Source organism: Flavobacterium sp. B183, assembly GCF_023539155.1.
GTDB classification, from domain to species: domain Bacteria; phylum Bacteroidota; class Bacteroidia; order Flavobacteriales; family Flavobacteriaceae; genus Flavobacterium; species Flavobacterium tructae.
The window spans coordinates 3211828-3228404 of sequence record NZ_CP097434.1 but is presented as its reverse complement, the minus strand read 5'-3'; the positions used below and the strand labels follow the sequence as shown (position 1 = coordinate 3228404).

General features: G+C 40.3%; 3 protein-coding genes. All 3 read right to left on the bottom strand.

What is annotated here, in order from left to right; translation table 11 throughout:
• Window positions 1-90 precede the first annotated feature (90 nt).
• Genes M4I44_RS13670 through M4I44_RS13660 form a run of 3 tightly spaced genes read right to left on the bottom strand, consistent with a single transcriptional unit; the run spans window position 91 to window position 16351 of the window.
• The gene (locus M4I44_RS13670) at window positions 91-2028 is read right to left on the bottom strand and encodes an OmpA family protein (protein WP_249965026.1); all 1938 of its coding nucleotides are present in this window, start codon (window positions 2026-2028) and stop codon (window positions 91-93) included.
• Between the two features lie 12 nt (window positions 2029-2040).
• On the bottom strand, window positions 2041-2973 hold the full coding sequence (locus M4I44_RS13665) for a type IX secretion system membrane protein PorP/SprF (protein ID WP_017497149.1): 933 nt from the start codon (window positions 2971-2973) through the stop codon (window positions 2041-2043).
• 46 nt (window positions 2974-3019) lie between these two features.
• Window positions 3020-16351, bottom strand: coding sequence for a gliding motility-associated C-terminal domain-containing protein (locus tag M4I44_RS13660; protein WP_249965025.1), 13332 nt, complete (start codon window positions 16349-16351; stop codon window positions 3020-3022).
• Window positions 16352-16577 lie beyond the last annotated feature (226 nt).

The window sequence follows — 16577 nt, the reverse complement described above, 5'->3', positions numbered from 1 at the left end:
AAAAAAGAATTAATAAAAACCAACTTCCAAATGGTTTCTTCATTTTAAAATTCAAACTAACAATTCAATCATTAGTGTGAAAATGTAACTCTATTTTTGAATTATAATAAAGTCTGAGCGTCTGTTTAACAAATGTTCCGCCTCGGTACATTTTACACCATTTTTGCATTTATTGATCGGACGGCTTTCACCGTAACCAATAGCACTTTCGATTCTTGCAGTGTCAATACCTTGTGAAAGGATATAATCACGTGTTGATTTAGCTCTATTATCTGAAAGTTTCAGGTTATAAGCATCTTTACCTCTAGAATCGGTATGGGACTCAATTTTGATACGGATTTTAGGAAATTTTCGCATCACAAATACTACTTTATCCAGCTCAGTGGCTGCCAAAGGTGTAATATTGAATTTGTCGTAATCAAAATAGATCGGATTAACGTCAACTTTTTCGACTCCTTGTTTTTTCACTACCAGGTCATCATAATTACTAAGCTCAAAATCGACATCGGTAATTTCGGCTTCATTGATTTTGGTTGTGGCAACAGTTTTTTCATCGTCACTATAATTAAATTTTGACGCTACCAAACGAACTGCTTTGTTGCAAGGAACTGTTACCGCATATTTGCCGTCAAAATTGGTTTTAGTTTCTGCCAAAACTTCATTATACGGATCATAAGCTATTATAGTAACATCGGCTAAAAGTGCTTTTGATTTATGATCGATTGCTTTTCCTGAAATATTCTGATTGCAAACGGGTTGTCCTTTAGTAAAGGAATAAATATCATCATCGCCTTTTCCTCCTGCTCTGTTGGAAGATACATAGCCATAACTTCCGGTTTTATCAATCACAAAAGTAAAATCGTCTTTATTACTGTTTATTGGAGCTCCCAAATTTTTCGGTGCCGAAAAGCTTCCATCGGATAACATTTTACTTTCGTACACATCTAAATCTCCTAAGCCATAATGTCCGTCTGAAGAAAAATAAAGTATTCCGTTACGAAAGAATGGAAAAAGATCATTTCCTAATGTGTTAATTTTTGGCCCCAGATTTTGAGGCGAACTCATGGTTCCGTCGTTTGCGATTTTCACAACATACAAATCGGTTTCTCCATAGCCGCCAGGCATATCGGAAGCGAAGAAGAGCAATTTACCGTCGTCGCTTAAACTAGGATGCCCAACAGAATAATCATCACTATCAAAGAAAATCTTTTGCGGGTTTTCTACCTTTCCGTCTACCAAAGATCCTTTTAGAATTTGAAAGTTGTTAATTCTGTCCTGGTCGACTACTAATTTGTTTTTCTTGACAATATTAGACGTATAGTAAATTGTTTTTCCGCTGGCATCAAAAGAGGCGGTTGCTTCGTGATATTTAGTCATCACGTTAGGGATAAACAGTTTTTCATTAAATAAACCTCCATCAGCAGGATTTCGTTCGGCTACATACAAATTAAGAAAAGGCTGATTGTTCCAATTGTAAAGTTTATCGGCAAACTTCGTAGTATCTCTGGCCGATGAAAATACGATTCGGTCCTGAAAAAATGTAGCTCCAAAATCAGATTTACCGGTATTAATGTCTAAGTTTCTAATGTCGTACAAAGACTTTGTTTTGGCCAGACTGTCTAATTGTTTTTTCTGAGCAACATACCGATTGATCTCTTTCTGATCTCCTTTTTTATTGAGATACTCTTTGGTAATTTTATCGGCTTCATCATAATCCATAACAGATTTCAAACACTGAATATAGCGCAGGTAATAAATGTCGGTCAGATTATTCCCTTGTATCTGATAGAGTCTTTTATACCATCGAAGCGCATTTCTTCCGTCGGAAATAAAATAATAAGAATCTGCCGCATTCTTTATGGTTTGTGCTGTTGGATTCTCTATATTCTGCAAACACTCTTCATAAGCTTTAGAGGCATCGAGATAAGAGAAATTTCGAAACAATGCATCGGCTTTTTTTAAATTAGTCTTTTGAGCAAAACCAAAGGTAATGCTCAAGACTAAACTGAGGATATATAGTTTTTTCATAGGATTTATGTTTTAGAAGAATCGAGGTGATTTGATTTTACTTTGTTTTCTAGTAAACTGATAACGCAAGATGATCTCATGTGATCCATCATTGTATTTATTCAAATCACTAACGGTATAATCAAAAGCATACCCTGCATAAAAACTTCTGGATATCTGAAAACCTGCCAGAATACTTATCGAGTCGTCTGTTCGGTAAGATCCACCTATTACAAACTTTTCTGCTATCATAAAATTTGCCGAGATATCAGCAGTAAGTGGTGCTCCACTCACTGCTTTTACCAAAAATGCCGGCTTAAATTTTAAGTTTGGATTCAAATCAAAAACATAACCTCCCATCAGATAGTAATGCAATCGATCGTACGATATAGATTCCTGAATATCATCATAATAATCACTTTTAATAAAACTTGGAACTGAAAGACCAACGTACCATTTGTTAGTGTAATAGTACACCCCTGCTCCTACAGCCAGTTTCAATTGATTATTAATATTCTGATTCAGTAGTACATCATTATTGTTATAGAATCGTCCTTTTGACCAATCTACGTTTAACATTCGCATACCTGCTTTTAATCCAAACGCAAGTCTTTTTTCATATCCTAAAGGAATTGAATAAGCGAAGTTCCCGTCGATATACAACTCGTTTGACGGACCAATTTTGTCGTTAACAACACTTAATCCTAAACCAATCATCTCGTTTCGAAGAGGCGAATGAACAGAGAATGATTGTGTTTCGGGTGCTCCATCGATTCCAACCCATTGCGAACGATGTAAAAGTGTCGCCTCGATGGTTCCGGTAGATCCAGCATAAGCTGGATTCACCGACATCGTATTGTACATGTATTGCGTGTACTCCGGATCCTGTTGTGCACTGGCACAAAATGTGATAAAAGAACATATTAAAATAAAATACGTTTCTATTGATTTTATATATAGTTTCATAACGATACTTATTAAGTTTAATTAATTAGATGATTAATACGGCTGCTTATCTCATTATAGACAACCATCCTTTTTTAACCGTTCCGTCTCCTATTGCTATCACATAGAAATAAGTACCTGTTGGCAGCATATCTCCTCTGTTGATAACTCCGGATACATTAGCGGTTCCGTCCCAATCATTTTCATAATGTTGTTTACTATATACTAATGAACCGTATCTGTTATACACTTTCAACTCATTATTTGGATAAGTTTCGATACAATCAATTCTGAACAAATCATTTGCCCCGTCATTGTTTGGAGTAAATTCATTGTAAACGGTCAAACAAATTGGTTCAACAGAAACTGAAGCCGAGTTATTTGATGAATCCACATCTAACGGAGTGGAAGTCTCGACAGTTGCAACGCTTAAGTATTTACCACCCGGCAATACTTCTGCCACAATTGTAAGGACCACACTTTGTCCTGCATTCAACGTTGGAATCGTCCAAATTTGGGATAACAAACTGTATGTTCCTGCTGTTGCAGATGCGCTTATCAAATTATATCCGCTAGGTAATAAATCGCTTACTATTGTATTGATAAAATTACCCTGACCAATATTATTTACTGTTATGGTAAATGTTATCTGATCACCAAAATTAGGCTTAGGATTGCTAACTGTATTGGTTATTGTTAGATCAGAACAAGTTGCTACAATTACATTTAATGATTTTGTAGTTCTCTCGTTACAAGTATTAATATACTCAACCTCAACTTTACCCGGTCCGATATCTGACCAGGAAATGGTTACAGAACCATCGTTAAGTCCTCCGCCTGAAGTAATTGTTCCGTTAGAAACTGACCATACATAATTTGATTTTCCATTGGCAATCGAATAAGTAACTCCCTGGAATACACATGGCGTATCATCTGTTGTTGTAATAGGAACCAATGCATCATTGTTAAAGGTAACAATCACTGCTAATCTCGGAACTGCTCCACAGCCATTAGTAATGTTCCCTTGTGCCGCAGCATAATAAGTTGCCGCAACAAGAGGTGTATTCGCTGCCAAAGGAGTTCCTCCAGATGCAGTGGTATACCAAACAATGTTAGCCTCATTTACTACAATATCCTGAACTGTTGGCGCTGCTGATAAACAAAATACCTGTGTCGTTCTTGGAGTAGTAACACTAAGCGGTACGTTTACCGTTACTGCAACGGCCAATCTAATTGGATTTTCACAACCAGAACTGCTTGCGATTACTCCATAATAAGTACCAGTAGCTAAAGCTGTAGTTGCCGGAATAGCAGTTCCGCCTGTTGGAGTACTGTACCAGATTACACCGGATTCATTCACTTGAATGTTAGACACTTTTGGTGCATCTACCGAACAGAAGTTTTGAGTTGCTGCATTAGTTGTAGGCGTCGCCATTGGGGTTACAATGGTAATGACAACCTGCAAACGATTAGCACTTTTACATCCTGTTACCGGATCTGTAAGCTCTCCGTAATAGGTGCCGGAAGTTAAAGCGGTTGTCAATGGAATTGCTGTTCCGCCTGTTGCGCTACTAAACCATGCTACATTACTCTCGTTAACTTGAATATTTGCAAAAGTTGGAGCACTTGTAGAACAGAAATTCTGAGTCGCCGCAGTTGTAGTTGGATCTTTAGAAATTCCAACAGTTACAGTAACTTTCAGTCTCACGCTGCTTTCACAACCGGATACCGGATCTTTTATCGCTGCATAATAATCACCATTTACTAGTGGTGTAGTTCCCGCAATGACAGTTCCGCCAGTTGCAGTTGTATACCACACGATGTTGCTTCCGTTTACTTGAATGTTAGCAACTGTTGGATTATTTCCTGAGCAGAATACCTGAGTGGCAGCTGTTGTTGTCGGCGTACCCGGATCGATTACATTAACATTTACTGTTAATCTCACAGCACTTTCACATCCTGATACAGGATCTTTTATCACTGCATAATAAGTACCACTGGTTAAAGCTGTAGTGGAAGGAATCACTGTTCCTCCAGTTAGCGCAGTATACCAAACTATGTTTGCCTGATTGAATTGAACACTCGCAAACGTTGGTGCATTTACCGTACAGAAGGTTTGTGTTCCTGCTGTTACTAAAGTTGGTGTTCCCGGATTGGCAACATTGATCGTTACCGCTAATCTTACGGCACTTTCACAGTTTGTAACCGGGTCTTTAATTACGGCATAATAAGTACCGCTGGTTAAAGCTGTGGTCGCTGCAATCACCGTTCCTCCTGTTAGCGCAGTATACCAAACAATATTGGCTTGATTAAACTGAACACTTGCAAACGTTGGTGCATTTACCAAACAGAAATTTTGCGTTCCCGCTGTTACCAGAGTTGGTGTACCAGGATCAGTAACACTAATCGTTACGGCTAATCTTTCAGCACTTTCACATCCTGATACAGGATCTTTTATTACTGCATAATAAGTACCGCTAATTAAAGCTGTTGTAGAAGGAATCACTGCTCCTCCTGTTAGCGCAGTATACCAAACTATGTTTGCCTGATTAAATTGAACACTGGCAAACGTTGGAGCATTTACCAAACAGAAGTTTTGTACTCCCGCTGTAACCAATGTTGGTGTTCCAGGATCAGAAACATTAATGGTTACCGCTAATCTTACGGCGCTTTCACATCCTGATACAGGATCTTTTATCACTGCATAATAAGTACCACTGGTTAAAGCTGTAGTAGAAGGAATCACTGTTCCTCCTGTTAGCGCAGTATACCAAACTATGTTTACCTGATTAAACTGAACACTGGCAAAGGTTGGCGTATTTGCCAAACAGAAGTTTTGTGTTCCCGCTGTTACTAAAGTTGGTGTTCCCGGATTAGCAACATTGATCGTTACCGCTAATCTTATGGCACTTTCACAGTTTGTAACCGGGTCTTTAATTACTGCATAATAAGTACCGCTGGTTAAAGCTGTGGTCGGTGCAATCACCGTTCCTCCTGTTATTGCAGTATACCAAACAATATTGGCCTGATTAAACTGAACACTTGCAAACGTTGGTGCATTTGCCAAACAGAAGTTTTGCGTTCCCGCTGTTACCAGAGTTGGTGTACCAGGATCAGTAACATTGATTGTAATTGGTAATCTTTCGGTACTTTCACATCCTGATACCGGATCTATAACCGCAGCATAATAAATTCCCGTAGTTAAAGCTGTTGTAGAAGGAATCACTGTTCCTCCAGTCAACGCTGTGTACCAAACAATATTTGCTGCAACGGCAGGACTTACGTCGATTGTTGCAAAAGTTGGCGCATTTACCAAACAGAAATCCTGAGTAGTTTTGGTAATAATTGGTGCTTCAGGATCGGTTACAATAATGACAATCGCCAATCTCACATTACTCTCACAAAGAGTTACCGGATCTTTGATTGCAGCATAATATGTACCACTTGTCAATGCTGTAGTCGATGGAATTAAAATTCCTCCGGTTAAGGCAGTGTACCAAACTATATTGGCCGCAACAGCTGGACTTACATCAATCGATGCAAAAGTTGGTGCATTGAACAAACAGAAATTCTGAGTAGTTTTTGTAATCACAGGAGTTCCCGGATCGGTTACATTGATCGTAATCGCTAATCTGACAGCACTTTCACAAAGAGTTGTCGGATCTTTGATTGCAGCGTAATAAACTCCAGTGGTCAAAGCTGTTGTGGATGGAATTAAGACCCCTCCGGTCAATGTTGTGTACCAAACAATATTGGCGGCAACAGCAGGACTTACATCAATCGATGCAAAAGTTGGTGCATTCACCAAACAGAAATTCTGAGTAGTGTTAGTGATAACCGGTGTTCCAGGATCAGTAACACTAATCGTTACCGCTAATCTCACGGCACTTTCGCAATTTGTGATTGGATCTTTGATTACCGCATAATAAGTACCGCTGGTTAAGGCTGTAGTCGAAGGAATAACTGTTCCTCCGGTCAATGCTGTGTACCAAACGATATTGGCTTCATTAAATTGAACGCTTGCAAAAGTTGGAGCATTTACCAAACAGAAGTTTTGTGTTCCTGCTGTAACTAAAGTTGGTGTTCCGGGATCGGTAACACTGATCACTACAGCTAATCTAACTGCACTTTCACAATTTGTGATTGGATCTTTGATAACAGCATAATAGGTACCGCTAGTTAAAGCTGTAGTGGAAGGAATCACTGTTCCTCCAGTCAACGCTGTGTACCAAACGATATTGGCTTCATTAAACTGAACACTGGCAAAAGTCGGTGCATTGACCAAACAGAAGTTTTGTGTTCCCGCTGTAACTAAAGTTGGTGTTCCCGGATCAGTAACGCTGATTACTACAGCCAATCTTACTGCACTTTCACAGTTCGTGATTGGATCTTTGATTACAGCATAATAAGTACCACTGGTTAAAGCTGTAGTAGAAGGAATAACGGTTCCTCCAGTCAACGCCGTATACCAAACAATATTGGCCTGATTAAATTGAACGCTTGCAAAAGTTGGAGCATTTACCAAACAGAAGTTTTGTGTTCCTGCCGTAACTAAAGTCGGGGTACCCGGATCAGTTACGCTTATTGTAATTGCCAATCTCACATTACTCTCACAGTTCGTGATTGGATCTTTGATGGCAGCATAATAAACTCCGGTAGTTAAAGCTGTCGTGGATGGAATTAAAGTTCCTCCTGTCAAAGCCGTGTACCAAACAATATTGGCGGCAACAGCAGGACTTACATCAATCGATGCAAAAGTTGGCGCATTCACCAAACAGAAATTCTGTGTAGTTTCCGTAATAACAGGAGTACCAGGATCGGTTACGCTAATCGTTATCGCTAATCGAACAGCACTTTCACAAAGAGTTACAGGATCTTTAATTGCTGCATAATAAACTCCGGTAGTCAAAGCTGTAGTCGATGGAATTAAAGTTCCTCCGGTAAGCGCTGTGTACCAAACAATATTAGCAGCAACTGCCGGACTTACATTGATTGATGCAAAAGTTGGCGCATTGACCAAACAGAAATTCTGTGTAGTTTCTGTAATCACAGGAGTTCCCGGATCAGTCACACTAATCGTTACCGCTAATCTAACAGCACTCTCACAATTGGTTACCGGATCTTTGATTACCGCATAATAAGTACCGCTGGTTAAAGCTGTAGTCGAAGGAATCACTGTTCCTCCAGTCAACGCCGTATACCAAACAATATTGGCTTCATTAAACTGAACACTCGCAAAAGTTGGTGCATTTACCAAACAGAAGTTTTGTGTTCCTGCTGTAACTAAAGTTGGTGTTCCCGGATCGGTAACACTGATCACTACCGCTAATCTTACGGCACTCTCACAATTGGTTACAGGATCTTTGATTACGGCATAGTACGTACCACTGGTTAAAGCTGTTGTAGAAGGAATAACTGTTCCTCCAGTCAACGCTGTGTACCAAACGATATTGGCTTCATTAAACTGAACACTCGCAAAAGTCGGCGCATTTACCAAACAGAAGTTTTGTGTTCCTGCTGTAACTAAAGTTGGTGTTCCCGGATCGGTAACACTGATCACTACAGCTAATCTAACTGCACTTTCACAATTGGTTACAGGATCTTTGATTACGGCATAATAAGTACCACTAGTTAAAGCTGTAGTAGAAGGAATAACGGTTCCTCCGGTAAGCGCTGTGTACCAAACAATATTCGCTTCATTAAATTGAACGCTGGCAAAAGTTGGAGCATTTACCAAACAGAAGTTTTGCGTTCCGGCAGTAACTAAAGTTGGAGTACCAGGATCGGTTACACTGATCACTACAGCTAATCTAACTGCACTTTCACAATTGGTTACAGGATCTTTGATTACGGCATAATAGGTACCGCTGGTTAAAGCTGTAGTAGAAGGAATAACGGTTCCTCCAGTCAGCGCCGTATACCATACAATATTGGCTTCATTAAACTGAACACTTGCAAAAGTTGGTGCATTGACCAAACAGAAGTTTTGTGTTCCTGCTGTAACTAAAGTTGGCGTACCTGGATCGGTAACACTGATCACTACAGCTAATCTAACTGCACTTTCACAATTGGTTACCGGATCTTTGATTACGGCATAATAGGTACCGCTGGTTAAAGCTGTTGTAGAAGGAATCACTGTTCCTCCAGTCAACGCTGTGTACCAAACGATATTGGCTTCATTAAACTGAACACTCGCAAAAGTCGGTGCATTGACCAAACAGAAGTTTTGTGTTCCTGCTGTAACTAAAGTTGGCGTACCTGGATCGGTAACACTGATCACTACAGCTAATCTAACTGCACTTTCACAAAGAGTTGTTGGATCTTTAATTACTGCAAAATAAGTACCACTAGTTAAAGCTGTAGTAGAAGGAATAACGGTTCCTCCGGTAAGCGCTGTGTACCAAACAATATTCGCTTCATTAAATTGAACGCTGGCAAAAGTTGGAGCATTTACCAAACAGAAGTTTTGCGTTCCAGCAGTAACTAAAGTTGGAGTACCAGGATCGGTTACATTTATTGTAATTGCCAATCTCACATTACTTTCACAAAGAGTTGTTGGATCTTTGATGGCAGCATAATAAACCCCGGTAGTCAAAGCTGTAGTCGATGGAATTAAAGTTCCTCCTGTCAAAGCCGTGTACCAAACAATATTGGCGGCAACAGCAGGACTTACATCAATAGAAGCAAAAGTTGGAGCATTTACCAAACAGAAATCCTGTGTAGTTTTAGTGATTACTGGTGTTCCAGGATCGGTTACGTTGATGGTAATTGCTAATCTAACATTGCTTTCGCAAAGAGTTGTAGGATCTTTAATAGCAGCGTAATAAACTCCGGTAGTCAGAGCCGTTGTGGATGGAATTAAAACTCCTCCGGTAAGTGCTGTGTACCAAACAATATTGGCAGCAACAGCCGGACTTACATTGATTGATGCAAAAGTTGGTGCATTGACCAAACAGAAGTTCTGAGTAGTTTCTGTAATCACAGGTGTTCCCGGATCAGTTACGTTTATCGTAATTGCTAATCTTACATTACTTTCACAAAGAGTCGTAGGATCTTTGATCGCAGCATAATAAACTCCGGTAGTTAAAGCTGTAGTAGATGGAATTAAGGTTCCTCCAGTCAGCGCTGTATACCAAACAATATTGGCAGCAACAGCAGGACTTACATCGATCGATGCAAAAGTTGGCGCATTCACCAAACAGAAGTCCTGAGTAGTTTTAGTAATCACAGGTGTTCCCGGATCGTTTACGATTACGGTTACAACTGATCGAACTGAGCTTTCACAACCATTCACATCTCTAATCGCACCGTAATAGGTTCCGTTTGCCAAAGCAGTTGTCGGATTTAATGCGACTCCTCCTGTGGCTGCACTGTACCAAACCACATTAGTCTGATCGGCCTGAAGATTAGCAACTGTAGGATTGCTTATCAAACAGAAATTCTGATTATAAGTGGTAGATGTTGGTGTACCCGGATCATTAATAAGTACGGTCACCAATCTTAATTCTCCATTTTTATTCTGACAAGTAAAATCACTTGAAACTGCAACATAATAAATCATCGGGCTCATTGCCGGTGTTAAACCTGTAGCGGTTAAAACTCCGCTTCCACTAATTGCATAGGTTACTCCGCCAATTGTTCCGCTAAAAATAGGTTGCGTTTTGTTCGCATCTAAATACCAGGAGAAAACAGGATTTGTCAGAGTGCTTGACGGTGTTAGTACCGCAGGTGTATCATGACAAATAGAAGCATTGTTTATTGAAATATCGGATACCAGTGAGCTTGGCAAAATAGTAAAAGTCACTTGTTTTCTGTCTGCCGGAGCAGTTTCACAATACTCGTCAGAACTTACTCCAACATAATAGGTATAAGTCCCCGGAAGTAAACCGGTAACTATTAATTTAGAGGTTACCTGACCAGGAATTGGCTGACTTGTTGTACCATCAAAACTGTACCAGTGGTATACCGGATTGGTAAGTACTGGTGTAGCACTCAGAACAGCATCTAGTGTTACTGTACCGCTTTCCGAACAAATAATAGTTGCACTACCTCCATTTATAGTTACGTTGGTAATAGTTGCTGCAGGAACAGTTGCTCTTACAGTTACTGTAACTTCACCTCTTTCCAGAGCCGGACATCCGTAACGAATTGGCTGAATATAATATTTATACGTTCCGGCAGCTAATGTAGCAGGAAGTGTATAAGTCTGACCGCTGGCCAGCAGATTTCCTCCCGTAGGCGAATCGTACCAGGCATAATCAGCACAAGGCTTCGGAGGTACGACGAGCGTGAGGTTGGCTCCAGGACAGACCGTTATTTTATTATCAGGATCGGCCCCTATCACTTCTGTATTGGTTGTACGATCTACTGAATGAACTCTAAGCTGATCTAAAACAGTAGCAACACCTCCATAAGTTATCACTACTTTATCATAAGGCTGCGTTTGAGGTGCAACAATAGTCATAGCCATTGTATCTCCTGAAAGCAGTTTTAAAGTCAAAAGACTGCTTGTATTGGCAATTGGTCCGCCAACCGGAATGTTTCCGGAGTAAAGCTGGATGGTAAATCCGGTAAGTAAATTAAGATTTAAAACTGTTCCCGGTTTAGAAATTACAATTCTTAAACTGTCACCCACCATCGATGGCGTTCTAAAAGTTGCAGTCAACTCTGAAGCTGCCAATACTCCTACAGCGTTAAACATTGTTGCATAAGTTGCAATATCTTTATCGGCTATATTCCATGGATTTGAAACTCCAACCGTAGCGGTTAAAGCTCCTATTCCTAAATCTTTTACACCAGAGAAAACATCTTCGATATCGCCCTGACCACAAGTGATCTGAGCTACTTCTCTTTTGTAATAAGTATCATAAACATTGATATTTTGTGCTACACTTAAAACAGATCCCAGCTGCACACGGATACCGTCGTAATCCTGAAGTCCGGAAGCATTAGAAGGAACAAAAGTATATTCGAATGAATTTTGTCCCGGTAACAGGTTCAATAAAGATCCTGTAACTGATTGTAATGTTCCAATATCGATAGGGTTATTAGATCCGTCACGTTTAGTACCTACAACCGAGATACTTTGTGCTACAGCAAGCAAGCTGTTTTCTAAACCTAATTTTACCGTTACCGGTGTTCCTTTGGCAATTGTAGTTGGCCATTGCAAATTTTGCCAGGTCGTTCCAATACCCAAAAGCCCTAAACCGGTTGTAATAGTTGAATACGTACTTGGATCATTATCGGCAGCAAGAGGCCCGTTAGTTACCCCTCCGGTAATAATTGTTCCTGAAGACTGAGTATTGGCGTACACTCTTTCCTGTAAGGTATCACAAGCAGCAGGATCAATCACACTAATCGTGATAGTCTGGCTAACTGTACAGGTACCATTACTGGCTACTACGGTATAAGCAAAAACACCAACCGTATTAAGAACACCTGTATTATTTGAAGGCAACACATTACCTTGCTGATCGTACCAGGTTATAGTTCCGTTTGAAGTGGCTGTTAAAGCAACAGAAGAACCTTTAGTAACCGCTACTGAATTTGTTAGTACTGTTAAAGTTGGCAATGGATTAACCGTTACTGCTACAGGTAGCTTAACTGATGGGCAATTGCCCCCATTAAGCTGAGCCTGAATAAAGTAATTACCATTTGCAGTAATATTTGACGCGGCCTGATCTGTAATAGGATTATTTCCCGCATCAAAGAACGTATAAGTAGTATTTCCCGATGTATCAAAATTTGTAATCGCATCTTTCAGACTTACTTTAGCACAACCAGACAAAGTTGGTGTTACGGTTAAAGCAGTACCTGTTGGGAAGTTAACAACGACTTCCTTAAGAAATCCTGATGCATTCTCACAAATACCTCCATTTAGTACAGACACATAATAGGTATAAGGAGCATTTAACGCTGTAAGTCCGCTGATGGTAAGGGCGCCTGTTCCTAAATCTTTAGAATAAGTAACCCCGGCTATCGTTCCGGTTGCTTCCTGTGTTTTACTTGCATCTAAATAATACTTGAATGTTGCTCCTGCTAAAGGAGAAGAAGGAGTCAAAACAATCCCTCCTGCACAAGAAGCTGTTACGGGGCTTGTTATATTGATATCACTGGCTGTCGGCAGAGGTAAAACTGTTACAGTAACAGCCTGACGAACTGTATTAATACAAGTTCCGCCACGTGTAGCTTCTAAATAAAATGTAGTAGTAGCACTTAATGCAGCCGTTGGATTCACAGCTACAATGTTTCCTCCGGTTGGAGCATCGTACCACACAAATGTATCTCCACCTGCAGCACTTGCTGTAAGTGAAGCTGTTTGCCCGGCACAAATTGGTGTTGCGTTCCCTGTTATGACTGCATTGGCAAATCTATAAGAAGCTTCGTAAATCTCCAGACTTGATAAAACAGTAGCTAATCCATTTAATCGAACACGCACACTGGTAAAAGTACCCGCTGCAGCAAAACTTGCTTTGAAACGATTTCCGGATAAGATCTGAACATTCAGAAGATTATTGATGGTGCTAAAATCTCCGTTAGGTACCCCCGAGTTAAAACTTTGCAGGCTAACATTAGAAAGTGCGCTAATATCAAGAAGTCCAACAGGAATTCCTAATTCCACATCTATAATATCGCCTGTCTGCCCCGTTGTTGGAAAAGTTAAATCTTGCTGAATATGATCTGTTACTAAACCAATAGGTATTGAAAGAGTAGCTGCTGTAGCATTATTACCGTCTACAGAGTTTCCATCTGCACTGGAACTACAGGTTAAACAGTTTGTGGTTCCTCCTTTAGTGGTTATTTGTGAATTGGCTAATAAGCAATTATTCACTCCGCTAATTACAGTAACAACAATTGCGGTTCTTGTACTACTGGTACAATCTGACGTTAAATCTACTGCCTCAACGTAAAATGTTTTACTGGCTGTTAGTGCCGGGCTAGGTGTAAAACTGTCGACATTAGTAGCCAAAAAGGTCCCTCCCGTAGGTACATCATACCACGTATGTTTAATCCCCGGATTAGTTACAACCGCCAGTGTTACATCCTGACCGGACTGAATAATCACAGGTGAAGATACCGCAACCGGTGCTGAAGGTCGTGGATTAACATTGACTGTAACCGGTGTACGGGTTGCACTTATACAACTTGCGATTGAAGCTTCGACATAATAAGTAGTCGTAGCCGTCAGATTTGGGGTATTGTAAACAGTACCTGTAAATACTAAATTCCCACCGGAACTTGCATCATACCATTTGTAAACAGTCCCCGCAACCGGTGACTGAATGGTAATTGTTGTTGAAGTTCCGCTACATAAATTCAAAGGACTAGCTACAACCGTTCCCGGAGCTATCGGATTATTTACCGTAACAGTAACAGGATTTCTTTCACTATTCACACAGCCATCGCGAGTAACTTCTACATAATAAGTAGTATTTGCCGTTAAAGCCGGAGTAGTATAAGCCGCTGTACTGGCTAACAAAGTTCCTCCTGTTAGCGCGTCGTACCATTTAATAGTTTCGCCAGCAACAATATTTGCCGTTAAAGTAGTCGTTTGTCCTCCACAAATTGTGGTATTTCCTGTAAATGATGGCAGCTTATAGCGATGAGTAGCCTGATAAATTTTTAAAGTCGTTAAGGCAGATACCAGTCCGCCCAATCTAACTTCTACACGATCAAAATTAGCTCCCGCAGTAATAGTCGCTCTAAACTTATCCCCCGACAACAATTGCAAGGTAACCAGGGCGTTATTGATAAAAGTACGATCATTATTATAAGTAGCACCATTATAAGTAGCCAGACTCACAGCTCCTAACAAGCTCAGATCAGCAATTCCTCCCGGTAACTCCAAATCAACATCTATAAAATCACCTGTTTTTCCAGGATTATTAAATTGTAAGGTTTGCTGAATCCACCCATTGACTAAACCTACCGGCAGCGTTATAGAAGATGCAGTAGTGCTATTCCCGTCAACAGAATTGTTCTGGGCACTTGAAGAGCAAAGTAAGCAAAGACCGTTTTGAGTAGTTTGCTGACTGTTGGCTTCCAGGCATCCTCCCAAAGGATTCGCTAAAACCGTTACTGTAACAGGAGCTCTCGTAGCACTAACGCAGCCTCCTGCAATAGTACGGGACTCCACATAATATGTTTTGGTTGCCACTAATATTGGAGTGGTAAATGTATTTGAATCTCCTAATAATTTTGTTCCGCCAGTAGGCACATCATACCAATCCAGAGTCACCCCCGCTTCAGCTGTTGAAGCACTTAAAGTAGCATTCTGACCGGATAATATAGATACGCTTTGGGTTAAAATAGTAGCGACCCCGGGAACCGGAGTTGAAGTAACCGTAACCAGAGTTCGTGTTGGTGTCACACAGGAACCAATCGAAGCTTCCACATAAAAATTGGTGACACCCGTCGGAACGGTTGGTGTATAAGTACTGCCTGTACTCAATGCCACACCGCCTGTTGGTGCACTGTACCAGGAGTAAGTCGTTCCCAGTACCGGATTAATAACCGACAAGGTAGTTGCCTGTGTTGCTCCCGAAGAACAAATTGAAGTTCCAACCGTACTTATCGTTGGCAATACCGGGTCCAGAACATTAATAGTTACCGGAAATCTTTCGTCACTTTCGCAACCTGCACTTCTGGTTATACCTATATAATAAGTAGTACTTGTGGTTAGTGCCGGTGTTGTAAAAGTATTCACGCTTGAAAGAGCTGTGGTAGATGTTGGCGAACTGTACCAGGCCAATGTAGTACCAGCTGCAGGAGTTGCAGTAAGTGCAATAGACTGTCCTACACAGACAGATTGAGTTGCTCCTCCGGTAATGGTTGGTTTTGCAAACTCCAATCGCACATCGTATATACGTATATTAGTCAAGACACTAAGTAACCCGCCAATTTCTACCTTTACCTGATCGGAATCGGCCGTTAGGGTATACTTTATTGTACCTGTAGTTGCTCCGCTAATCGCGTTCACATTCAGCAACGGACTGTTTAAAGCCAATGCCGTACTGCTTGTACTATTGACTGAATTGCTTGGCTGAATTGTCGCATTAGACAATAATCCAACATCCAGCAAATCGGCATTTGATCCGTAAACAATTACAATCTGGTCACCGGCTTTCGCCATCTGACTAAATTTAACTGTTTCCTGCACGGAACAAAGTACACCCAGCGCATTGGTTAATGATGCATACGTACTTGTATTTGCATCATAAGCAAAGGTTGGGTTTAGTACTTCTGTAGTTCCCAAACATACTCCCGCTCTACTGTTCGTTTGAGAGATGGGTCTACAAAAAGTCTGGGCAAAATTTTCATTGCAAAAGAGCAGTAAAAAAATTAATCCCAATAATCTCCTCTTCATAAGAAGATCATAAAAAGTAAAATTTTTTTTCATAATTTGGAAGATTAGAAAATGGACAATAAAATACCTCTTGCGATAAGCACTTATGCTTAGGCAATTTCAAAAAACTCTAATAATCAACTTGTTGAAATAAAATTTAGATTCCCAGAATACTAAGAATGTAAACAACATTTCAGTAAAAAAAATCATGCTGTACACTCTAAACAGAAGTACATTAAAGAACCGCTCCTATTCTTTCGAATAAAAGACATACCAAAAA